This is a genomic window from Acidovorax sp. BL-A-41-H1, assembly GCF_051942715.1.
The window spans coordinates 1115891-1138175 of record NZ_JBPVJQ010000003.1 but is presented as its reverse complement, the minus strand read 5'-3'; the positions used below and the strand labels follow the sequence as shown (position 1 = coordinate 1138175).

Annotated in this window: 18 protein-coding genes; 3 read left to right on the top strand and 15 right to left on the bottom strand. The window is 59.6% G+C overall.

Annotated elements, in window-relative coordinates:
* Nucleotides 1-31: 31 nt before the first annotated feature.
* The 12 genes from ACTPOI_RS06070 to ACTPOI_RS06015 form a co-directional block, all read right to left on the bottom strand.
* Nucleotides 32-4765, bottom strand: a complete 4734-nt coding sequence (locus ACTPOI_RS06070) for a glutamate synthase-related protein (RefSeq protein WP_440107393.1) — start codon at nt 4763-4765, stop codon at nt 32-34.
* 180 nt (nt 4766-4945) lie between these two features.
* Nucleotides 4946-5644: a transposase gene (locus ACTPOI_RS06065; protein WP_440107391.1), complete on the bottom strand. Its 699-nt coding sequence runs from the start codon at nt 5642-5644 to the stop codon at nt 4946-4948.
* Nucleotides 5645-5725: 81 nt separating this feature from the next.
* Nucleotides 5726-6685 (bottom strand): class I SAM-dependent methyltransferase, encoded by a 960-nt coding sequence (locus ACTPOI_RS06060; RefSeq protein WP_440107389.1) that lies wholly within the window; start codon nt 6683-6685, stop codon nt 5726-5728.
* Entirely contained in the window at nt 6682-7314 is a 633-nt protein-coding gene (locus tag ACTPOI_RS06055; RefSeq protein WP_440107387.1) for a DUF1415 domain-containing protein, read from the bottom strand. Before ACTPOI_RS06055 ends, ACTPOI_RS06060 begins: the two co-directional genes overlap by 4 nt.
* A 73-nt stretch (nt 7315-7387) precedes the next feature.
* Nucleotides 7388-8557, bottom strand: coding sequence for a deoxyguanosinetriphosphate triphosphohydrolase (locus ACTPOI_RS06050; protein ID WP_440108276.1), 1170 nt, complete (start codon nt 8555-8557; stop codon nt 7388-7390).
* Between the two features lie 71 nt (nt 8558-8628).
* Complete coding sequence (gene aroB / locus ACTPOI_RS06045) at nt 8629-9732, bottom strand: 3-dehydroquinate synthase (RefSeq protein WP_440107384.1); 1104 nt, start codon at nt 9730-9732, stop codon at nt 8629-8631.
* 365 nt (nt 9733-10097) lie between these two features.
* The gene (locus ACTPOI_RS06040) at nt 10098-11216 is read right to left on the bottom strand and encodes a hypothetical protein (protein WP_440107382.1); all 1119 of its coding nucleotides are present in this window, start codon (nt 11214-11216) and stop codon (nt 10098-10100) included.
* A 16-nt stretch (nt 11217-11232) separates the two neighbouring features.
* On the bottom strand, nt 11233-13344 hold the full coding sequence (gene pilQ / locus ACTPOI_RS06035; protein WP_440108275.1) for a type IV pilus secretin PilQ: 2112 nt from the start codon (nt 13342-13344) through the stop codon (nt 11233-11235).
* A 20-nt stretch (nt 13345-13364) separates the two neighbouring features.
* The gene (locus tag ACTPOI_RS06030) at nt 13365-13907 is read right to left on the bottom strand and encodes a pilus assembly protein PilP (RefSeq protein WP_440107380.1); all 543 of its coding nucleotides are present in this window, start codon (nt 13905-13907) and stop codon (nt 13365-13367) included.
* Complete coding sequence (locus ACTPOI_RS06025) at nt 13907-14575, bottom strand: type 4a pilus biogenesis protein PilO (RefSeq protein WP_440107378.1); 669 nt, start codon at nt 14573-14575, stop codon at nt 13907-13909. Before ACTPOI_RS06025 ends, ACTPOI_RS06030 begins: the two co-directional genes overlap by 1 nt.
* On the bottom strand, nt 14576-15196 hold the full coding sequence (locus ACTPOI_RS06020) for a PilN domain-containing protein (protein WP_440107376.1): 621 nt from the start codon (nt 15194-15196) through the stop codon (nt 14576-14578).
* Nucleotides 15193-16272, bottom strand: coding sequence for a pilus assembly protein PilM (locus ACTPOI_RS06015; protein ID WP_440107374.1), 1080 nt, complete (start codon nt 16270-16272; stop codon nt 15193-15195). Before ACTPOI_RS06015 ends, ACTPOI_RS06020 begins: the two co-directional genes overlap by 4 nt.
* Nucleotides 16273-16518: 246 nt before the next feature.
* Here ACTPOI_RS06015 and ACTPOI_RS06010 point away from each other — a divergent pair, with 246 nt between their 5' ends.
* Nucleotides 16519-18906 carry a penicillin-binding protein 1A gene (locus ACTPOI_RS06010; protein ID WP_440107372.1) on the top strand — a complete coding sequence of 796 codons (2388 nt, stop codon included), beginning with the start codon at nt 16519-16521 and terminating at the stop codon, nt 18904-18906.
* Nucleotides 18907-18943: 37 nt separating this feature from the next.
* Here ACTPOI_RS06010 and cyaY read toward each other — a convergent pair whose 3' ends face one another.
* Nucleotides 18944-19282 (bottom strand): iron donor protein CyaY, encoded by a 339-nt coding sequence (gene cyaY / locus ACTPOI_RS06005; protein ID WP_440107370.1) that lies wholly within the window; start codon nt 19280-19282, stop codon nt 18944-18946.
* A 10-nt stretch (nt 19283-19292) separates the two neighbouring features.
* On the opposite strand from cyaY, the gene lptM reads away from it, so the two are divergent.
* Both lptM and ACTPOI_RS05995 read left to right on the top strand, forming a co-directional pair.
* Complete coding sequence (gene lptM, locus ACTPOI_RS06000; protein ID WP_440107368.1) at nt 19293-19499, top strand: LPS translocon maturation chaperone LptM; 207 nt, start codon at nt 19293-19295, stop codon at nt 19497-19499.
* Between the two features lie 143 nt (nt 19500-19642).
* The gene (locus tag ACTPOI_RS05995; RefSeq protein ID WP_440107365.1) at nt 19643-20464 is read left to right on the top strand and encodes an MBL fold metallo-hydrolase; all 822 of its coding nucleotides are present in this window, start codon (nt 19643-19645) and stop codon (nt 20462-20464) included.
* A 58-nt stretch (nt 20465-20522) separates the two neighbouring features.
* On the opposite strand, the gene ACTPOI_RS05990 is transcribed toward ACTPOI_RS05995, so the two are convergent.
* Together ACTPOI_RS05990 and msrP are read right to left on the bottom strand one after the other, a co-directional pair.
* Nucleotides 20523-21182: a sulfite oxidase heme-binding subunit YedZ gene (locus ACTPOI_RS05990; RefSeq protein ID WP_440107363.1), complete on the bottom strand. Its 660-nt coding sequence runs from the start codon at nt 21180-21182 to the stop codon at nt 20523-20525.
* Between the two features lie 48 nt (nt 21183-21230).
* Nucleotides 21231-22235: a protein-methionine-sulfoxide reductase catalytic subunit MsrP gene (gene msrP, locus ACTPOI_RS05985; RefSeq protein ID WP_440107361.1), complete on the bottom strand. Its 1005-nt coding sequence runs from the start codon at nt 22233-22235 to the stop codon at nt 21231-21233.
* Between the last annotated feature and the right edge of the window lie 50 nt (nt 22236-22285).

The window sequence follows — 22285 nt, the reverse complement described above, 5'->3', positions numbered from 1 at the left end:
TGCTGTGCCGGAGTGCGATCAGGCGCACGCCTTACTTGGCGGGAGCTGCTACTTTTTTCGCAGCAGTCACGGCAGGTGTGTCAGGCTCTTGCAGCACTTTTCGTTCATAAATCTCGGCCAGGGCACGCTTGTACTCGGTCGGGAAGACCTTCACAAACTTGCCGCGCGAAGAAGCCCAGTTGTCCAGCAGTTCGCGAGCGCGCTTGCTGCCCGTCCAGCGGTTGTGGTCTTCCAGCAGCTTCTTGAGCTGGACCTCGTCCGCCTGGCCGTTGTGCCAGATCGAGCGTGGCACCGTGGCCTCCTGCTCCGTGGCGGGCAGGATGCGCTCCAGGGTCACCATCGACATGTTGCAACGGGTGTCAAACTGGCCGTCTTCGTCGTAGACGTAGGCGACGCCGCCGCTCATGCCCGCAGCAAAGTTGCGGCCTGTCTTGCCCAGCACCAGCACGGTGCCGCCGGTCATGTATTCGCAGCCATGGTCGCCCGTGCCTTCCACCACCGCCGTTGCGCCCGACAGGCGCACGGCAAAGCGCTCACCGGCCACGCCACTGAAGAAGGCCTCGCCCGTGGTGGCGCCGTACATCACCGTGTTGCCCACGATGGTGTTGCGAACCGCATCGCCGCGGAAGTCGATGCTCGGGCGCACCACCACGCGGCCACCCGACAGGCCCTTGCCCGTGTAATCGTTGGCGTCGCCGATCAGGTACAGCGTGATGCCGCGCGTGAGGAAGGCGCCGAACGACTGGCCGCCCGTGCCTTCGAGCTGGATGCGGATGGTGTCATCCGGCAGGCCTTCCGGGTGCACGCGGGTGACCGCGCCAGACAGCATGGCGCCGACCGAGCGGTTCACGTTGCGCGCCACCTCGATGAACTGCACGCGCTCGCCCTTTTCAATGGCGGGCTTGCTGCGCTCGATGAGCTTGCGGTCGAGCGTGTGCTCGATGTTGTGGTCCTGCACATCCACATGGAAGCGCGGCACGTCGGCGGGCACGTTTGGCTGTGCAAACAGGCGGCTGAAGTCCAGGCCGCGTGCCTTCCAGTGCTCCAGGCCCTGGCGGGTGTCGAGCAGGTCGGTGCGGCCGATCAGGTCGTCAAACTTGCGGATGCCAAGCTGAGCCATGATCTGGCGCACTTCTTCTGCGATGAAGAAGAAGTAGTTCACCACGTGCTCGGGCTTGCCCGAGAACTTCTTGCGCAGCGCGGGGTCCTGTGTGGCCACGCCCACGGGGCAGGTGTTCAGGTGGCACTTGCGCATCATGATGCAGCCTTCCACCACCAGCGGGGCCGTGGCAAAGCCGAACTCATCCGCGCCCAGCAGCGCGCCGATGGCGACGTCGCGACCGGTCTTCATCTGGCCGTCGGCCTGAACACGGATGCGGCCGCGCAGGCGGTTGAGCACCAGGGTCTGCTGGGTTTCGGCCAGGCCGATTTCCCAGGGGCCGCCAGCGTGCTTGATGGACGACCAGGGCGATGCGCCCGTGCCGCCGTCGTGCCCCGCGATCACGACGTGGTCGCTCTTGCACTTGGCCACGCCGGCCGCAATGGTGCCAACGCCCACTTCAGACACCAGCTTGACGCTGATGCCCGCATGCGGTGCCACGTTCTTCAGATCGTGGATCAGCTGGGCCAGGTCTTCAATCGAATAGATATCGTGGTGGGGCGGTGGCGAGATCAGGCCCACGCCGGGCACGCTGTGGCGCAGCTTGCCGATGTAGTTGGACACCTTGCCACCAGGCAGCTGGCCGCCTTCGCCGGGCTTGGCGCCCTGCGCCATCTTGATCTGGATCTGGTCGGCCGACGACAGGTACTCGGCTGTGACACCGAAGCGGCCTGACGCCACCTGCTTGATACGGCTGCGCAGCGAATCGCCGTCTTGCAGGGGGAGGTCTACCTCGACGTTCTCGGCACCGATCACGCTCTTCAGGGTGTCGCCCTTCTTGATCGGGATACCCTTGAGTTCGTTGCGATAGCGGGCTGCGTCTTCGCCGCCTTCACCGGTGTTGCTCTTGCCGCCGATGCGGTTCATGGCCACGGCCAGCGTAGCGTGTGCTTCGGTGGAAATGGAGCCCAGCGACATGGCGCCGGTGGCAAAGCGCTTGACGATTTCCTTGGCCGGCTCGACCTCGTCCACCGGGATCGCCTTGGAGGGATCGATCTTGAACTCGAACAGGCCGCGCAGCGTCATGTGGCGCTTGCTCTGGTCGTTGATGATCTGGGCGTATTCCTTGTACGTGTTCCAGTTGTTTGCACGCGTGCTGTGCTGCAGCTTGGCAATCGCGTCGGGCGTCCACATGTGGTCTTCACCACGGGCGCGCCAGGCGTATTCGCCACCTGCGTCCAGCATGGTTTCCAGCACCGGGTCGTCACCAAAGGCGGCCTTGTGCATGCGGATGGCTTCTTCGGCAATCTCGAACACGCCGATGCCTTCCACGCGGCTGGCGGTGCCGGTGAAGTACTTGCCGACGGTTTCGGTGTTCAGGCCAATGGCCTCGAACAGCTGGGCACCGCAGTAGCTCATGTACGTGCTCACGCCCATCTTGGACATGATCTTGGACAGGCCCTTGCCGATGGCCTTCACGTAGTTGTAGATGGCCTTGTCGGCCGACAGATCGCCGGCGAGGTCCTTGTGCATCTCGGCCAGGGTTTCCATGGCCAGATAGGGATGTACAGCCTCAGCTCCATAACCGGCCAGCACGGCAAAGTGGTGCACTTCGCGAGCCGTCCCCGTCTCAACCACCAGGCCCGCCGTAGTGCGCAGGCCTGCGCCGACCAGATGCTGGTGGATGGCGGACAGCGCCAGCAACGCAGGGATGGCCACTTGCGTGGCGCTCACGGCGCGATCGCTGACGATCAGGATGTTGGCGCCGCCCTTGATGGCATCGACCGCCTGCGCGCACAGCGAGGCCAGCTTGGCTTCCACACCCTCATGCCCCCAGCTCAGTGGGTAGGTGATGTCGATGGTCGCGCTCTTGAACTTGCCCTGCGTGTACTTTTCGATGTCGCGCAGCTTGGCCATGTCGGCAAAGTCGAGCACGGGCTGGCTCACTTCGAGCCGCATGGGCGGGTTGACCTGATTGATGTCCAGCAGGTTCGGCTTGGGGCCGATGAAGCTGTTGAGCGACATTACGATGGCTTCGCGGATCGGGTCGATCGGCGGGTTGGTCACCTGGGCGAACAGCTGTTTGAAGTAGTTGTACAGCGGCTTGTTCTTGCCGGAAAGCACGGCCAGCGGGCTGTCGTTGCCCATGGAGCCAATGCCTTCTTCGCCGTTCTTGGCCATGGGGGCCATCAGGAATTTGATGTCTTCCTGCGTGTACCCAAACGCCTGCTGGCGGTCCAGCAGCGGCAGGTCGGCAGGCGTAGCAGCGGCTGCGGTGTCACCGGCATCAATGCTGTCGAGCTTGATGCGCAGGTTCTCGATCCACTGCTTGTAGGGCTTGGTGTTGACGACGTTGGCCTTGAGCTCGTCGTCGTCGATCATGCGGCCTTGCTCCAGATCGATCAGGAACATCTTTCCGGGCTGCAGACGCCATTTGCGCACGATCTTGTTCTCGGGAATCGGCAGCACGCCCGATTCGGAACCCATGATGACCAGGTCGTCATCGGTGATGCAGTAGCGTGAGGGGCGCAGGCCGTTGCGGTCCAGTGTGGCGCCAATCTGGCGGCCATCGGTGAACACGATGGAGGCGGGGCCATCCCACGGCTCCAGCATGGCGGCGTGGTATTCATAGAAAGCGCGGCGGCGCTCGTCCATGGTGGTGTGCTGCTCCCAGGGCTCGGGGATCATCATCATCACGGCCTGGCTGATGGGGTAGCCAGCCATGGTCAGCAGCTCAAGGCAGTTGTCGAACGTGGCGGTGTCGGACTGGTCGGCAAAGCTGATGGGGTAGAGCTTTTGCAGGTCGGCAGCCAGAACGGGCGAGGCCATCACGCCTTCGCGGGCCTTCATCCAGTTGTAGTTGCCCTTGACGGTGTTGATTTCACCGTTGTGCGCCACATAGCGATACGGGTGGGCCAGCGGCCACTCGGGGAACGTGTTGGTCGAGAAGCGCTGGTGCACCAGACCGATGGCCGAAACGCAACGCTCGTCCGACAGGTCCTTGTAGTACACGCCCACCTGGTCGGCCAGCAGCAGGCCCTTGTAGACCACGGTGCGGCTGGACATGCTGGGTACGTAGTATTCCTTGCTGTGCTGCAGCTTGAGCGCTTGGATGTTGGCGCTGGCCGTCTTGCGGATCACATACAGCTTGCGTTCCAGCGCGTCCTGCACGATCACGTCGTTGCCACGGCCGATGAACACCTGGCGCAGGATGGGCTCCTTCTTGCGCACGGTGGGGGACATGGGCATGTCCACGTTGACCGGCACATCGCGCCAGCCCAGCAGCACCTGGCCTTCGGCCTTGATGGCGCGCTCCATCTCCTGCTCGCAGGCGAGACGCGAGGCGTGCTCCTTGGGCAGGAAGATCATGCCGACGCCGTACTCGCCCGCCGCCGGCAGGGTGACGCCCTGCTTGGCCATCTCTTCGCGGTACAGCGCATCGGGGATCTGGATCAGGATACCGGCGCCGTCACCCATCAGAGGGTCGGCACCCACCGCGCCACGGTGGTCGATGTTTTCCAGGATCTTCAGGGCCTGCGTCACGATGTCGTGGCGCTTGATGCCCTTGATGTGGGCCACGAACCCGAGGCCGCAGGCGTCGTGTTCGTTACCCGATGAATACAAACCGTGTTGTTGCAGATGCTGGATCTCGGCAGCCGTGGTCATGGCGCACTCCTATATTTTTCGCAGGGAATGGGAGATTAGTGCATTGCAACATGGTTTGGCAAGTGGATTAATTAGGGTCAGATACACCATTAAAGAAATACCAATGCAATCGTCTTTAAATTGGGGACATATCAAAATCTATAGCACCACAGGCAATGAATACTTTCGCCATGGCCGTATTCAGCTAGATTTTGTCTGGATGGGCGGCCTTCCCGCCCTCCCACGGGTAACCCTGCGCGGCGTACCGCTCTGCAGATCCTGGAGAAACTTAGCGTCGCCCAGAGCCCAGCCGCTCAACGCCGATGCCGTAAGCGCCTCCTGGTCCTGCGATCCGATGCCTGCCTGCACAAGCGCTGCGTAAGCCGCTTCGCGCGCAAATGGCGTGTTGCCCAGCGCCCAGTAAAGCGCATGGGGGGTCAACAGGCGGTCCTGGCGCAAACCCAGCCAATGGGCATGGCTCGACCACACGTAGTCGGCGGCGTGCACCACTTCGCCCGCACGCACCGGGTTCAGATCCAGGTAGACCATGCACGGAAGCAGGTATCGCTCGGGCTGTAGCACGGTGGAGCGGTAGCGCCCCTCCCACAAGGTGCCCGTGCGCGCGTGGCGCCGGTTGAAATACTGCACGTAACGCCGCCCTATCGCCTGCATCAGCTGGGGCAGGCCTTCCGCTGTGGCGGGCGTCACGAGCAGATGGAAGTGGTTGTCCATCAGCACATAGGCATGTACGGCCACGCCATATTTCGGCGCGTTGTCCGCCAGCAATGACAGCATGGTTTCGCGATCTTCGCGGTCAACAAAAATGGGCTGGCGGTTGTTACCCCGCTGGATGACGTGGTGCAGATGACCGGCAAGGGTCAGGCGCGGCAGGCGGGCCATGGCGGGGATGGAGAGCTGGGGTGGGCGCGATCATAAATCCGTCCCCGATTCGCGCGCGCCGCGGTGCAAGGTGGCGCGCGGTCAGAGCGGCGCGGCTGCGGTAGCCCCTGGAACGGAGTCAACCTGCGGGTCCAGCCCAAAGCGCGCACCCAGGGCCTTGTCGAGCCCAAACTCTTCCAGAATGGCCCGAAGACGCTCGGCGGCGCTGCGCTTCCTCTGCCCGGTGTAACGGGCAATGATCAGCTCGTTCTTCATGCTGTGCTCCCAGCCCACCAGTTCTGTCACCGTCACTTGGTAACCGCTGGCCTCCAGATACAGGCAGCGCAGCACGTTGGTGACCTGGCTGCCCAGCTCACGGGTATGTAGCGGATGGCGCCAGAGCTCTGCCAGCGGCGTGCGCGCCAGTTGCAGCGCCTTGCCTTGGCGCAGACATGCCGCCATCTCGGCCTGGCAGCAGGGCACCAGCACCATGGCGCGGGCGTGCTTCTGGAGGCCGAAGGCAAGGGCATCGTCAGTGGCCGTGTCGCACGCGTGAAGAGCAGTCACCACATCGATGCGTTCTGGCAGTTGACCGGCGGCCGTGGATTCCGCGACCGACACGTTCAGGAATGACATGCGTTCAAAGGCCAGCTGGTGCGCGAGCGCGCGCGATTTTTCCACCAGCTCGGTGCGCGTTTCAACGCCATAGATATGACCGCGGCCCAGAGCCTTGAAGTACAGGTCGTACAGGATGAAGCCCAGGTACGACTTTCCTGCCCCATGGTCGGCCAGCGTGGGGCCACCGTCAGGCGTGGAAAGCTCGGTCAGCAGGGGCTCGATGAAGTTGAACAGGTGGTAGACCTGCTTGAGCTTGCGCCGCGAATCCTGGTTGAGGCGGCCCTCGCGCGTGACGATGTGCAATTCCTTGAGTAGTTCGACCGACTGGCCGGGGCGCAGTTCGGACAGCTCGGCAGCGGCCGCATTGGGGGCGGCCGGCTTGGAACCGGCGTTGCGAGGTTGTTGCGTGCTGCGCGCCACAGTGGTGTCTTTTTTCTTCTTCATTGCGGCAGGTTCTGGGTTGTATCCGCTGGTGTTGGCGCCTTCGAATGCGGGCCGACATCCAGTGCCGCCCAGCCCGGCGCGCCCAGTGCCTCCAGCACCTCGATGTTGCGCTCGAAGATCGTTTCCGCCTCCGGGAACACCTCCACGGCGCGGTCGATGCTCGCCTCGCGCAGCAAGTGGAGCATGGGGTACGGTGAACGATTGGTGCAGTTGGTCACATCATCCGCATCGGTACCGGCGAACTGAAACCGGGGATGAAAGCTCGCGATTTGCAGGGTGCCGTCAAGCTCCAGCTCTTCGAGCAACGCGTCGGCCTCGCCCAGAAAATCATTGAAGTCCAGAAAGTCATGGAGGCAATGCGGGAGGATGAGCAGTGTCGTGTCCCGCACTTCGGCGGGCGTTGCGACCAGACCGGACAGCTCGCTACGCAGCAGACCCCGCACCCTGTCGAGGTCTTCCGTCATTGCCACCACGTAATGGATCTGACCCTTGACATGAACGCTCTTCGCGAAGGGGCAAAGGTTGAGCCCGATCACGGCACGCTCAAGCCACCGCACGGTGTCCTGAATGAACGGATCGGCGGCCTCGGCTGAGGCTGCCGAAGAAGTGGAAATGGGATGGGAGATCATGAAGCGCGCGCGCGGGGCGCGGTAGAGTGCCCGTGATTTTACGGGGGCGCTTTGCGCGCAGCCCTGACGACACTCAGTCGAAGAGGCGCCGCCCCGTCAGCCGCTCGTGCTCGCGCGTAGCAAAGCGGTCCGTCATGCCAGCAATGAAGTCGGCCACAGCGCGCGCGCGGAAGGCGCCCTCATCCAGCATCGCCTGTTCGGCAAACGCCGCCTTCATCTCCTGCGGGGAGGCTGTGTACGCCGCAAAAAGGTCGCGCACGACCTCCTGCGCGCGTGCCGTGGTCTCCATGACGCGCGGGTGGCGGTACAGGTTCTTGAAAAGGAATTGCTTGAGCTCCAGCGAGCGGGCGCGCATCGCGTCGCCAAACATCACGAGTGGAGGGGACCGCCGAACGGCCTCTACATCAGTCGGTGCAGCATCGGCTAGCGCAGCCTGCGTGGCGTCAATCACGTCATAGACCTGCGCACTGAGCATGCGGCGGATAGCTTCGAACAGCAAGCGCCTTTGCCGCCGAGGATGCGCAAGGTCTGGATACTCGGCCAGCGCCGCGGCGCGGTAATGGTCGAACAGCGCAACATCTTCAAGCTGGTCCAGCGTGATCAGCCCTGAGCGCACACCGTCGTCGATGTCGTGCGCGTTGTAGGCGATCTCGTCCGCGAGGTTGCACAGCTGGGCCTCCAGACTGGGCTGCTCCCGGCGCAGGAACCGCGCGCCAACGCCGCCGGGCTCAATGGCCTCCAGCTGCTGCGCATTGAGGCGCGAGCAGTGCTTGAGGATGCCTTCGCGGGTTTCGAACGTCAGGTTGAGGCCGTCGTACTGCGGATAGCGCTCTTCCAGCTGGTCCACGACGCGCAGGCTTTGCAGGTTGTGCTCAAAACCCCCGTGGGCTGCCATGCAAGACTGCAACGCGTCTTGCCCCGCATGACCAAACGGCGTGTGTCCCAGATCATGGGCCAGCGATATGGCTTCGACCAGATCCTCATTGAGGTGGAGTGACCGCGCGACGGACCGCCCGAGCTGTGCCACTTCAAGCGAATGGGTCAGCCGTGTACGGAACAGGTCCCCCTCGTGGTTGAGGAAAACCTGCGTCTTGTAGACCAGCCGCCGGAAGGCAGTAGAGTGCACGATCCTGTCGCGGTCACGCTGGTAATCCGTGCGCGTGGGTGCGGGCACCTCAGGATGGCGACGCCCTCTCGTGACAGCGGGGTCGCAAGCATAGGGCGCTAAAACGGTTTGCGGGATCAAAATGACCTGTAGCGCTTGTTTCAATTGCACCAATTGCTATAAAAAAAATAGCAATTGATGATCAGGTGCTATGCGCAACAGGCATCGATCACCTGCCGTACGAGCATGTCCGGCGCCGGTCGAACCGCAGCGCGGCCAGGACCGTCAATCACCACAAACCGGATCTCTCCCGCTTCCGACTTCTTGTCCAGGCGCATCAGCTCCAGATACCGCCCGGCGTTGTCTTGCGCATCCAGCACCGGCCCCTTCGTGGGAAGGCCCGCGCGTTCAATCAACCTCGTCAGTCGCTTCACAAAAGCCGCGTCGACCAGACCGAGCCGATGGGAAAGCTCGGCAGCCATCACCATGCCGGCACCAACGCCTTCACCATGCAGCCAGACGCCATAACCCATGCCGGTTTCTATGGCGTGCCCGAAGGTATGGCCAAAGTTGAGAATGGCTCGCAGTCCAGTCTCTTTCTCATCTTGCCCCACCACCCACGCTTTGATCTCGCAGCTACGGCGCACGGCATGCGCCAGAGCCTCTGGGGCCTGCGCAAGCAACTGGTCCATACTGACCTCTAGCCAACCGAGAAACTCGGTATCAGCGATGGGTCCGTACTTGATGACCTCGGCAAGCCCAGAGCTGAATTCACGCTTGGGGAGTGTGGAGAGCACAGAGAGGTCGCACACGACCAGTCGTGGCTGGTAGAACGCCCCGATCATGTTCTTGCCCAGCGGGTGATTGATGGCAGTCTTGCCGCCGACCGACGAATCCACCTGAGCCAGGAGCGTTGTCGGCACTTGCACGAACGGCACGCCGCGCATGTAGGTTGCTGCGGCAAACCCTGTCATGTCGCCGACCACACCGCCACCCAGTGCAAACAGTACGGTCTTGCGATCGCAACCCGCAGACAAAAGCGCGTCAAAGACTTTTTGAAGGGATTCCCAAGTTTTGAACTCTTCGCCGTCGGGCAACTGCAACTCGAGAATTCTCTCGTAACCCGCTTCTAACGCTTGCTTCAGTCTACTTACGTAAAGCGGAGCCACCGTCGTGTTGGAGACGATCAGTGCCGTGGACGCTCCGGGAAGGGTCGCGTAAGAAGCGGGGTTGTCGAAAAGGTCATCGCCGATAGCGATCTGGTAGCCCCGGTCGCCGAGTTCAATGGCCACTTGTTGCGTATGCACAGTCATGAAAGATCAAAAATGCCGTTATATCGTGATGATGACAGAGGGCGGTGGCCCTTAGGGGCTCTGATGCAGGACCCCTGTGAGATTCAACCTGAGAGACGGTCCAGGGAAATCTTCAGTTCTAGAAGCCTTGCACTCCAGCTGAGGGTTGACTACGAGCCCATGTACGCCGAATGAAGTGCAGCAGCCGTCCGTCGCCTCGCGCATCGCATATACCTCTGCAACCCGCCCTATGCCTTGTCGAGACCGTCATCAACATGCCTCCATGCGGTTGGTTCCCCCACAACGCATAGCAGGCCCCCTTGAAATGGAAAGCGACAAAAACAAAGGCCAACCCTTAGGTTGGCCTTCCAGGTCATCGCTTCGCTTTAAGGGCAAGCTACGGCGCCGCCATCCTTGATCGTCAACGTTACGGTTTGCTTCGCAAGCGTGGCATCGTAGATGTCAATCGGTATGGTTTTGTCCGCAGTTACACACCGGTTTTGACCGACAGGCACTGAGACCGTCAGCGTTGTCGCGGTGATCGCCACGCTAGTATTGACCGAGTCTGCAACGCTAATCAGCGGTGTGTACGGAGCAGTTCCACCTGAAATCAGGAAAGTCACCGGAGCGTTGCTGGTCTCAGGTACCTGCTGGGTTGCAGGAGCCACCGAAAGCGCATTGCTCGTGACAGTGACGGTTGAGGTCACGGATTTTCCCGAAGCATCAGTGACTGTGATCGTCGCAACACCCTGAGCGCGCAAGCTCACGGACACAGCAGATCCCGAGACTGTTGCTGTCGCGACGGTCGGGTTACTCGAATTGACCGAGTATGGAGCTAGACCACCGGAGACGGCGAACGCATTACTCGTGCCTGCAGGTCCCGAAATCGTAGCAGGGGTAATGCCCAAAGTCGTCACCTGGACAGTTATTGCGATCGAAATCGTGGCGCCTGCCGCATCTGTCACGAGCACAGTGGCTGTACCTCCTTTGGGCTGTCCGACGACTGTCACAGTTGCGTCGCTTACCGAAGCGGTCACCACGCCCGCATCGGAGCTGCTCACGGTGTACGGCATGACGCCGCCACGGATATTGAACTGTCGGGTTTCTCCCGGGGCAAGGGAGAGGGCGTTTCCAACGCTGCTTGCCATAGCCACCGCCTTTGCGGTGACGGTTATCTTCACCTGCTGGACAGGCAAACTGGTGTCGTACACGACGACATCAGAGGATCCCGCGCCATTAGCGCGAACCAAAACAATATTATCAGGTGTCAGGCCAACACTTATGGAAGAGTCGGAGCTGATCACACCATACGGAGGACGCCCACCTCGCACTTCAATATCCGTTGACCCGCTCGCGCCGACGGGAAGCGAAATGCCGCTAATCGGAGGAAACAGACGCAGTGTTGCCGAAGGGCCAGTAGGCGTTCCGCCTCCGCTGCCACCACCTCCGCAAGAGGCGAGCAGCACTGTCGCAGACAGCAGGATCGTATTCAATATTTTTTTCATTTAATCACCATTTACATTAACGCTTGGGACCGTTATCCGAGATCACCTTCGGAGTTATGAATACCAGCATCTCCCGCTTTGTGGATTCCTTTGTCCTGCTCTTGAACAGATTACCCACCACCGGGACATCACCAATCAGCGGCACCTTGTTTTCCTGGTTGGTCTCTTCCATCTCAAAAATACCGCCGATGACTACCGTACCACCATTTTCGATCAGGATCTGGGTCTTGATATGCTTGGTATCGATGGCAACGCCCTGGGAAGTCGTTTCACCACGGCTGTCTTTATTGATGTCCAAATCAAGAATGATATTACCCTCGGGCGTAACCTGTGGCGTGACCTCCAGCTTCAATACAGCTTTCTTGAACGCAAGTGTCGTCGCACCGTTAGGCGCCGTTACTGAATAAGGATACTCAGTTCCTTGCTCGATCAAAGCTTTGGTCTGGTCCGCAGTAATGATCCGAGGACTTGAAACGATTCGACCCTTCCCGTCGGCCTCCATCGCGGACAGCTCAAGGGTAAGAAAACGATTCGCTGCTGAATTGAAGATCGATAGCGCAAAGCTTCCCACGGAACTCACGTTGGACAGGCTTGCCGGCAAGTTGACGAAGTTTCCGTTGGCGTTGGTGGTCCCCCCTGCACCACTCGAAGCAACTGCGTCCGCATAAGACGAGCCGAATGCCACCCGGTTGTTACCGCCAAGCCCGTAGCCGCCATCCCCACCACGGTTTGCGCGCAGATCAGCACCCCCGAGTCGCACGCCCAGAGATCTGCCAAACGAATCACGTGCTTCAACAATGCGTGCCTCGATCAGCACTTGCCTCACCGGGACATCCAGGCTGGCGAGCAACTGGCGGACTTCTTCAAGTCGGCCCGGTGTATCAGTCACAAAAAGCTGATTTGTACGCGGTTCAGAGATTGCACTTCCCCGCTCCGACAAGAATCGTGTCGACGTATTACCATTTGAGCCGCCGGACGAATTCGCCAGTTGAACGACCAGATCAGACGCCTTGGCATAATTCAATTGAAACGCTTGCGTGCGCAAGGGTTCAAGCCTCTGAATCGCCTGAGTCGCTTCAAAGTCCTTTTTGGTCCGCGCATCGATTTCGTCCTTCGGCGCAATCCAAAGGACGCTACCGGTTTTACGCATCCCCAAGCTCTTCGCATCCATGATGATTTGCAAGGCTTGATCCCAAGGCACATCCTTCAGCCTGAGCGTAAGGGACCCAGTCACGGTATCCGAGGTAACGATATTGAAATTAGTGAAATCCGCAATTACCTGAAGTAGCGATCTGACTTCGATGTTCTGAAAATTGAGGGACAGCTTTTCCCCACTGAATCCCGGCCCTTGACTGAGTTTTGTCAGATCTACCTTCTTTTGGCGGATCTCGACCACGAACTGGTTATCGCTTTGATACGCACTGTGCTCCCACTCACCAGCCGCCTCAATATTCATGCGCACTCGTTCTGCAGACTGGGTGGTCGTTATCCTCTGGACCGGCGTGCCAAAGTCAGTGACATCCAGTCGCCGGCGCAAACCTTCAGGAAGCGACGACCGGAGAAACTCAACACTAAGACCCTTCCCTTGCTGCTGGATGTCAACACCGACGTCGCTGCTACCTAGCCCGATGACGACGCGGCCAGACCCATCCGCCCCACGGCGAAAATCAATGTCTTTGAGCGGCTGAATCGTTGATGCAAACACGTCCGATCCGGCGGCAGCCGCCACAGGCGCAGATGCCCCCCCTCCGGAAGAGTCAAGGGTCAGAAAAACCGTGCGTCCAGCGATCTCCGTGCGATATGACGTCGGAGATTTCAGGTTTAGAACGACCCGCGAGCGCTCGCCCGCCTGCACGATGGAAATCGATTTGAGATTTCCCTGATTGACCTCAACCGAACTCTTCCCGGTCGAATTCACCACTCCCGGAAAGTCCAGGGCGATGCGCGCGGGGGATTGAATCGCAAACCCGGATGGGGCAGCCAACAGAGGCTCACTCAGATCAATGCGAATTACCTCTGCACCGCCCTGCAGACTGCTTGACACGTTTTGAAGAGCGTTTTGCGCATGGGCTACCAGTCCAGCAACGGCCAGCGAAAGACCAAAAAATGCGTCGCGGGATCGCACCATGAAACCTACATGACCGTTCTTCATTTCTTCCCCTCTTGCAAATCAAGCGAAGTAATTCGCTCCATCCAGTCGCCGGTAGCGTCCTGCACGATTTCGCGCAACTGGATCTGGTTCTCTGAAATTTTTACGACCTTGCCGTAGTTCGGCCCAAGATAATTGCCAACGCGCACCTGATAAAGAAGATTGTCCACCTTCAACAGAGCCGTCGGCGCCCCAGTTTTATTCAAACTGCCAACCATGGTCATCGCGTCCAACGGAAACGATTCAAGTGGTTCTTTTCGCCGGGCCATCTCGGGTGCGATCAACGTTGCGTTCGATGCAACCTGGGTCGAATCACGTCGCAACGCTTGAGTGAGTTTCAGCTGGTTGAACGGATCAAGGGAGCTTTCAACGGCGTACGATTCGGGGGTAAATTTCTTCGGCTCAGAGAGAGGCGTTACCCTGGATTTCGTATTCGCACGCTGATCAGCCATCCACGCCGCAAGATCGTCATTCCCGGTTGGTAGGCAACCTGACAAAAGTGGAAGCGTGAAGGCGCAAGTCCAAACAATGTGCCTCGCCATCACTTTTTAGCTCCTGTCTTTTTCTGAGCCTGAATTTCTTCAGGATCAAGATATCGGTAGGTCCGTGCCGTGGCGTCCATCGTCAAAGTGCCACCGTCTTTCGCGTTCGGAGTTACCGAGATTCCATTCAATGTCACGATTCGTGAAAGATTCGCAATATCAGAAGCAAACGCACCGATATCATGATATTTGCCAGAAACTCGAACAGAAATAGGCAGCTCAGCATAATAGTCGCGAACGACTACCTGCCCAGGTCTAAACAACTCGAATTGCAGACTACGTCCGAGACCGGCTTGGTTGATATCAGAAAGCAGGGCCGCCATCTCGGCCTTGCTGGGGAGCTGCTTCTCAAGCTGTATCACATACTGCTGGATCTGCTCGCGTTGCTTCTTGAGAGCCTCGAGACTGACCGCCTTCACCAGCTTCTTTTGGTAGTCGTCCCTCAGCGCGACTTCCTTGGCTCTCTCCGTATCGAGCTCCACTTGGTAATCTGAAATGTGAATAAACCAAAGGAAAGCGGCTGTTGCTGTCGCGATGAAAGCGCACAACAGCACCTTTGGCAGGACAGGCCAAACAGATGGATCTTTCGTATCGAGATTGCGAAACTGGGCCTGTACCTTGGCGGCGAGCTCTGCAAAGTCAACTGATTTCTTTTGAATCTTGGCCATTTATTTCCCCTGGGTCGAGGACGTGACCGCGCCACTTGCATCAATCGTCTTTTGTGCCTCGCTGGCGCGCACGAGTTGCACACGCACATTGAACACGGCCACCCTCCGCTGGTCCCTTGGGCTCAGACTGAGGCTGTTGGCTACGATTTCAATCAGTTCCGGGCGGGTGAACCAAGGAGTATTTCCGGAAAGATTCCGGAGCATTTCCGAAACCCGCTCATTGGATTGCGCCATCCCCTGCAGCGTGATTGTCTGGCCGTCCTGCCGAAGGTTGGTGATGTAGACGCCATCCGGGAGTTGGCGCACCAGTTCATTCAGAAGGTGGACCGGGAGGTTGCGGTCGGATTGAAGATCCTCAACAGCCTTTTGCCGCGCCCGCAACGCAGCGATCTCGTCCTCTATCGAAGCAATTTCCTTGATCTGGTTTTCGAGGACCTTGATCTCCGTTTGAAGGAACGCATTCTTTCCTTGCTGGTCAGTGATCATCAACTGAAACCACCAATAAATTGCGCCGGCCACCACAAGTCCGATGAGCAGAGAGCCGAACATCGTGGCCTGAAAAGCTTCTCGCCGCTGCTTTCGGGCCGCCTCTCTGTGAGGCAGTAAGTTAATCAATATCACTGCAGGAACCTCCGCATTGCCAAGCCGCAAGAGGTCAGATAAGAGGGCGCTTCACGCACCATTTTCTTGAGGCGCACAGCCCCTCCGATCTCCATTCCGTCAAATGGATTAACCGCACTGCAGGCAAAACCCGTTTGCTGTGTCACCGCCTCCGTTAACCCCGGAAGCGGTGCCGAACCACCCGCGAGCATGATGTGGTCCACGCGGTTGTGAGGCGTGCTCGTGAAGAAAAACTGAAGCGCACGTCCGATCTCCTGCGCCATGCTATCCACAAAGGGACGTAGCACCGCAGACTGGTAGTCCTCAGGCAGATCGCCATTTCGTTTCTTGCTTTCAGCCTCCTCTATCGAAAACCCGTACTGACGAACTATCAATTGCGTCAGTTGAGCACCGCCAAAGGCTTGATCACGGTCATAGAGAACTTCTTCGTTCCGGATCACCTGCATGCTGGTTGTCAGCGCACCCACCTCGAACAGGGCAACCAATGCATTGAGGCCCTTGTTGGGAAGGGCCTCGATGAGCCGACCTGCGGCCAAACGGGATGCGTGGGACTCAATGTCGACAACAACGGGCTTAAGCCCGGCAGCTTCAGCCAGCCCCTGGCGATCCTGAACTTTTTCCCGCCGGGAAGCAGCAATCAGCACTTCGACATCCCCAGGAGCCGTTTTGCTCGGACCGATCACGCAAAAGTCGAGGCTGACCTCGTCGAGGGAAAACGGTATGTACTGATTGGCTTCCGACTCGACTTGGACTTCAAGCTCGCGCTCAGACATCCCGCCTGGCAGCGTGATCTTTTTAGTAATGACTGCAGATGGAGGCAAAGCGAGAGCGACGTTCTTGGTACGCGTACCGCTCTTTTTCACCAGACGTCGCAGCGCGTCTGCAACTTCATCGAACTTTTCGATGTTGCCGTCGGTAATCCATCCCCGCTCCAGCGGCTCGATGGCGCAACGCTCTAGTACCAGGGCACCGGCCTTGTCGCGTCCCAACTCCACCAGCTTGACGCTGGAAGAGCTGATGTCGATCCCGAGGAGCGGAGCTGTCTGGCGACTGAATAAAGACCCCATTGAGATCAAGATTGGTCCCCTGTAACTTGCCAAAATGAGGCAACAAAACTTAACACTTCACATGAATGCTATCAGTAAGGTAGTTCACCAGCAAAGATTTTTGCCCGCGGCCCTGCGGAGCACCGTTGTCAAAAGCAGACGGATTTCGGACCCGCCTGTCCACGACTCCACGGTCAATAGTTGCGTCCCGGCGGTTGGCACAGTCTTCGCGGCAGCGGGCCTTTTTATAATGATGGGTCTTTTCACTGGAGCGATATGCCTGCCTCGACACCCAAGCCTGCCTCAGCTGCAGGCGCTCCAGCAGCGCGTCCGCGCGTTCATTGGCTGTTCCGAGCAGTGCTTTGGATTGCAGGCCTAGCCGTCGCCGCTGGAGCTGCGCTAGGGCTGGGCATTGCTCTGGCTTTAGCGGTGGCCTATCCAAACCTGCCGGATGTTTCCGATCTGGCGGACTACCGCCCCAAGCTGCCTTTGCGCATCTACTCTTCCGAGGGCGCACTTCTGGGGGAATTCGGCGAAGAGAGGCGCAATCTCACCCCCATTGCAGAGATCCCCAAGGTGATGACGGACGCAGTGCTGGCGATTGAAGACGCTCGGTTTTTCGAGCATGGCGGGGTGGACTACAAAGGCATGGTTCGTGCAGCGCTGGCAAATCTCGGGAGGGTGAAAAGTCAGGGCGCATCCACGATCACCATGCAGGTAGCACGAAATGTTTATCTCTCGTCAGAGAAAACATTTACGCGGAAAATTTACGAAATATTACTTACCTTCAAACTGGAGCATCTGCTTTCCAAAAACCAGATTCTTGAGATCTACATGAACCAGATTTTCCTGGGCAATAGATCCTATGGTTTTGCAGCGGCCTCGGAGGCTTATTTCGGAAAGCCTCTCAAATCGATATCCGTGGCCGAGGCGGCCATGCTTGCGGGACTTCCGAAGGCGCCCTCCGCATACAACCCCATCAGCAACCCCAAGCGTGCACGCTCGCGTCAGCTGTACATCATTGAGCGGATGGAGGAAAACGGCTTCATCACGGCCCAGCAGGCCGTTGATGCGAAAAAGGAAGAACTCAAGATCCGTACCGGCCCGGACAACACCCGTATTCATGCCGAGTACGTGGCTGAGATGGCACGGCAGCTGATCTTCAGCCAGTATGGGAATGAGGCCTACACCCGGGGGTTGAACGTCTACACGACCCTCAATGCGGCAGAGCAGGAAGCCGCCTACACAGCACTTCGTCGCGGCATCATGGACTACGAGCGCCGCCAGCAGTACCGGGGCCCAGAAAAGTTTGTTGCTCTGCCCTCCGCCGCGCAGGAGGTGGAGGACGCTGTGGACGATGCGCTCGCGAACCACCCTGACAACGGCGATGTGCTGTCTGCCGTGGTGCTCGACGCAAATGCCAAGAAGATTATTGCGGCCCGCGCAAACGGCGACACGCTGGAAATTGTGGGGGATGGTCTCAAACCCGCCCAGTCGGGGCTGAGCGACAAGGCCCCGCCCAACATCAAGATACGCCGCGGCGCGATCATCAGAGTCGTCAAGACGCCCAAGAGCACCTGGGAAATTACCCAGCTGCCTGAAGTGGAAGGGGCTTTTGTCGCACTGGATCCGCGCACGGGGTCCATCCGGGCGCTCGTTGGTGGCTTCGACTTCGACAAGAACAAGTTCAACCACGTGGCGCAGGCCTGGCGGCAGCCGGGCTCCAGTTTCAAGCCGTTTATCTATTCGGCAGCGCTTGAAAAGGGGTTTACTCCTGCTACCGTGGTCAACGATGCGCCACTGTTCTTTGACGCAGGCATCACCGGCGGACAGCCATGGGAACCCAAGAACTATGACGGCAAGTACGACGGTCCCATGAGCTTGCGCACGGGCCTGGCCAAGTCCAAGAACATGATTTCGATCCGCGTGCTGCAGGCGGTAGGCCCCAAGAATGCCCAAGACTGGATCACCAGGTTCGGCTTTGAGGCGGAAAAACATCCCGCCTACCTGACGATGGCGTTGGGCGCTGGCTCTGTGACACCCCTCCAGATGGCGACAGCCTATTCCGTGTTTGCCAATGGTGGCTATCGCGTCAATCCTTGGCTGATTTCCAAGGTGACGGACCACAAGGGCAGGATCATTTCCGAAACTTCGGCACCTGCGCCCGGTGACCTGCCCCGTGTCATCGATGCCCGGAACGCCTTCGTCATGAACAGTCTGCTGCAGGAAATCACGCGCAGTGGAACAGCCGCGCGCGCGCAGGCAACGCTGAAACGCCCCGACCTCTACGGAAAGACAGGCACCACCAACGATTCGGTAGATGCCTGGTTTGCCGGTTATCAACCCACCATCGCGGCGGTGACCTGGATCGGCTATGACACGCCACGAAATCTCGGCAGCCGCGAAACTGGCGGCGGCCTGAGCCTTCCCGTGTGGATCAGCTTCATGGAGAAGGCGCTCAAAGGCGTGCCTGTCATGGAGCCGACAGTGCCCGCTGGAGTCGTCAACTCAGGAGGCGAGTGGTTCTATGAGGAGTACGCGCGCAACGCAGGTGTGGGCAGTGTCGGGCTGGATGAACGGTCCACGGCAAGCCCCGCAATTGCACCGCAGGCGCCTCCTCCCGCAGAGGAGCGTAGCCGGATCCTGGATCTTTTTCGCAACTGATGCCGCTCGCGCGGGGCGCCTATGTCGCGCCGCAATATCAGCGAGTGAGCGGCGAAAAATCCAGTGTCAGGCCCGACTGTTCGCTGGCGCTCTTGCTGAGGCACTGGAAAAACTCTCCGGCGCCCTTGGTGTCCTGCCACATGGCACCATCAAACCGGTAGTGGTAGCCACCTGACCGTGCGGCCATCCAGACTTCCTGGAGCGGCTTTTGGAGGTTGACGATAATCTGGCTGCGGTTGGGGAATGTCAGTGTGACCATACCACCAGTACGCTGGTTGTCCACGTCAGCATCCGACGCTTCGTTGATGCGGTCACAGCTGTGCTCAACAGCCTGAAGCAAGGCCTCTGCGTGATTCAGGAACTCGAGGTCGGTCATACAATTGCCAATGATGAAATCAACCCGAATTCTAGTGAGGACCTTTGTCCTTGCTGCGGGCGCGGCACTGGTATCGGCCTGCGGTCAACGAGGCCCGCTGTACCTTCCATCGCCCCAAGAGGCTCCGCAGCGCGCTAGCCTGCCCCAGACCTTGTCGCTTCCAAGCGCCTCGGAGTCATCACAGCGCAAAGACGCGCCAGGCTCAACACCTCGCTAACGCGCGGACCCCGTCAGCCATCGGTTATATCGGCACCTCGCACCATTGCATTTGCAATCGGATCGTCAAACGCTTGATATCCATCAAGGGCTCGCGCGAAGCCCCCTTCTACAGTGCGGTTTTTATTGCTCTGCAGGACGGCCATGGCCCTCGAACTCTACCGCGACAAGAATCACGCTTGCCTGATGTTCACTGACCTCGTCGAGGAAGACGGGCAGGCGGTGCAGGCCAATCAGTTCCTGATTGTCGACGACGACACCGGCGCGATCATTGATCCGGGTGGGAACCTGGCGTTCAACGAATTGTTCATGGGAATGACCAAGCACTTTGCGCCGCACAAGCTCAGCTACATCATCGCCTCACACGCAGATCCAGACATCATCGCTTCGCTGGACCGATGGCTGACCAGCACCAAGGCCAACCTTGTCATCTCACGCGTGTGGGAACGTTTCGTACCCCATTTCACCAAGGTAGGCAAGACCGAAAACCGGGTGATCGGCGTCCCCGACGAAGGCGGCCGCCTGCCGCTCGGGCGCCACGAACTTCATCTGCTGCCCGCGCATTTCATGCACTCCGAAGGCAATTTCCACTTCTACGACCCCGTGAGCCGGATCCTTTTCACGGGCGACCTGGGGGTCTCGATGATGTCGGGGGCCGAGGCCCGTGTCCCGGTGACGAACCTGAAAAATCACATTCCGCGCATGGAAGGCTTTCACCGACGCTACATGGTGTCCAACAAGGTCCTGCGGCTGTGGGTCAGGATGGCACGGCAGCTGGATATTGCGATGCTCGTCCCGCAGCATGGGGCACCGATACTGGGCAAGCCTGCCATCGAGGAATTCTTCTCGTGGATCGAAAACCTGATGTGTGGCGTGGACCTGTTTGACGACCGGGCCTATCAGCTTCCACAGGGGTACATTGATCCGGTCACAAGACAGATGCGGCCCAGCGTCCGGTCTGCCTGAAACAGACGTCCGAAAGCGCTTCACAGCGCCGCGACCGGCCCGGCTCCGAGCTAGACAACTATCTTGCCGTGTTGCGGCTTGCGGCAGCGGGCTGGCGGCCACCAGCGTGCGCCAGCTTCTGTCGCTTGCGAGCCCACTGCCAACCGCGCCACCCCAGCAACGCAGTTAGCACTGCACCATACACGGCAACTTCTGCAAAATCGTTCTTGCCGGCACGCATCCAGAAAAAATGCAGGATCGCAAGGCCAGCTACGGCATACACCGAAGCATGCAGGCGACGCCAGCGCACAGCCCCCAGCGATTTGATGGCGCGATTGAAGGAGGTCACTGCCATCAGCGTGAGCAACACGAGCGCCACAAAGCCCACCAGAATGAACGGCCGCTTGATGATGTCGGCCACGATATCACCCACGTCGAACGCCATGTCGAACCAGCTGTAGCTCAACAGGTGCAGCGCCGCGTAAAAGAACACAAACAGCCCCAGCATGCGCCGAAAGCGCGCGAGCTGGGGAGTCGAGGTCATCACACGTATCGGCGTGACCGCCAGCACCAGGCACAGCGCCCTCAAGGTCCAGTCGCCGGTGGCTCGAACCAGTGCCTCGGCAGGGTTGGCCCCCAACTGGTCCGCGAATGCGGCGTACACCAGCCAGAAAAACGGACCCAGGCACGCCACAAACACCAGGGGCTTGGCGGCGGGCGAAAGCAGTGATTTACGCATCTGGCAATGCGGTCAGCCAAGCGAACGAGCAAGCATCAGCCGCGCTCTTCAGTAGAACTTCTTGAGGTCCATTCCCGCGTAGAGCTGGCCGACCTGCGCCTCGTAGCCGTTGAACATCAGCGTCTTGCGCTTTTTGGCAAACAGGCCGTCTTCTCCAATGCGCCGCTCGGTGGCCTGGCTCCAGCGCGGGTGATCCACCTCAGGGTTAACGTTGGAGTAGAAACCGTATTCCTGCTTCGCAGCCTTGTTCCAGGCCGTGGCTGGCTCCTTCTCGACGAAGCGGATTTTCACGAGGCTCTTGGCGCTCTTGAAACCATACTTCCACGGCACTACCAGGCGTACCGGAGCCCCGTTTTGGTTGGGCATCACCTCGCCATACATGCCGAAGGCAAGCATCGTGAGTGGATGCATGGCTTCATCCAGTCGCAACCCTTCCACGTAGGGCCACTCCAGTACGCGAGAGCCGACAAATGGCATGGTGGCCTTGTCCGCCAGGGTGACGAATTCAACGTACTTCGCACTCCCCTGGGGTTCCACGCGTTTGATCAGCTCCGACAGCGAATAGCCCACCCACGGGACCACCATCGACCAGCCTTCCACGCAGCGCAGCCGGTAGATCCGCTCCTCCTGCGCGCTCAGCTTGATGAGGTCTTCTATGCCGTACTTGCCCGGTTTCTTCACCAGGCCTTCCACTTCCACCGTCCACGGTGCTGTCTTCAAGGTATGCGCGTTGCGCGCAGGGTCGGCCTTGTCGGTGCCGAATTCGTAGAAGTTGTTGTAGGTGCTGGCGTCCTTGTAGTCGGTAAGCTTTTCCAGCGTCGTTGCGCCAGCTACCGAAGAGCGGGCGCCTAGCAGAGCCGCGAGCTTGCCCGGGCGCGGGACGGCCGCCGCCTGCGCCAGCGCCTCGCGCCCGGCCCATGCCGCCAGCGCAGCCCCGGCTGTACCTGTGGCCATGAGCTTGAGCATTTGCCGACGCTGCTCGTACACCTGACGCGGTGTGATTTCGGAGGAGTGCGGGTGGTTGAAGCCCGAATCGCGGGAAGGGATCAGCATGGGGAGGTCTCCGGTCGGCATCAAAAGGTGCAGGTCACGCTATGAGCAGT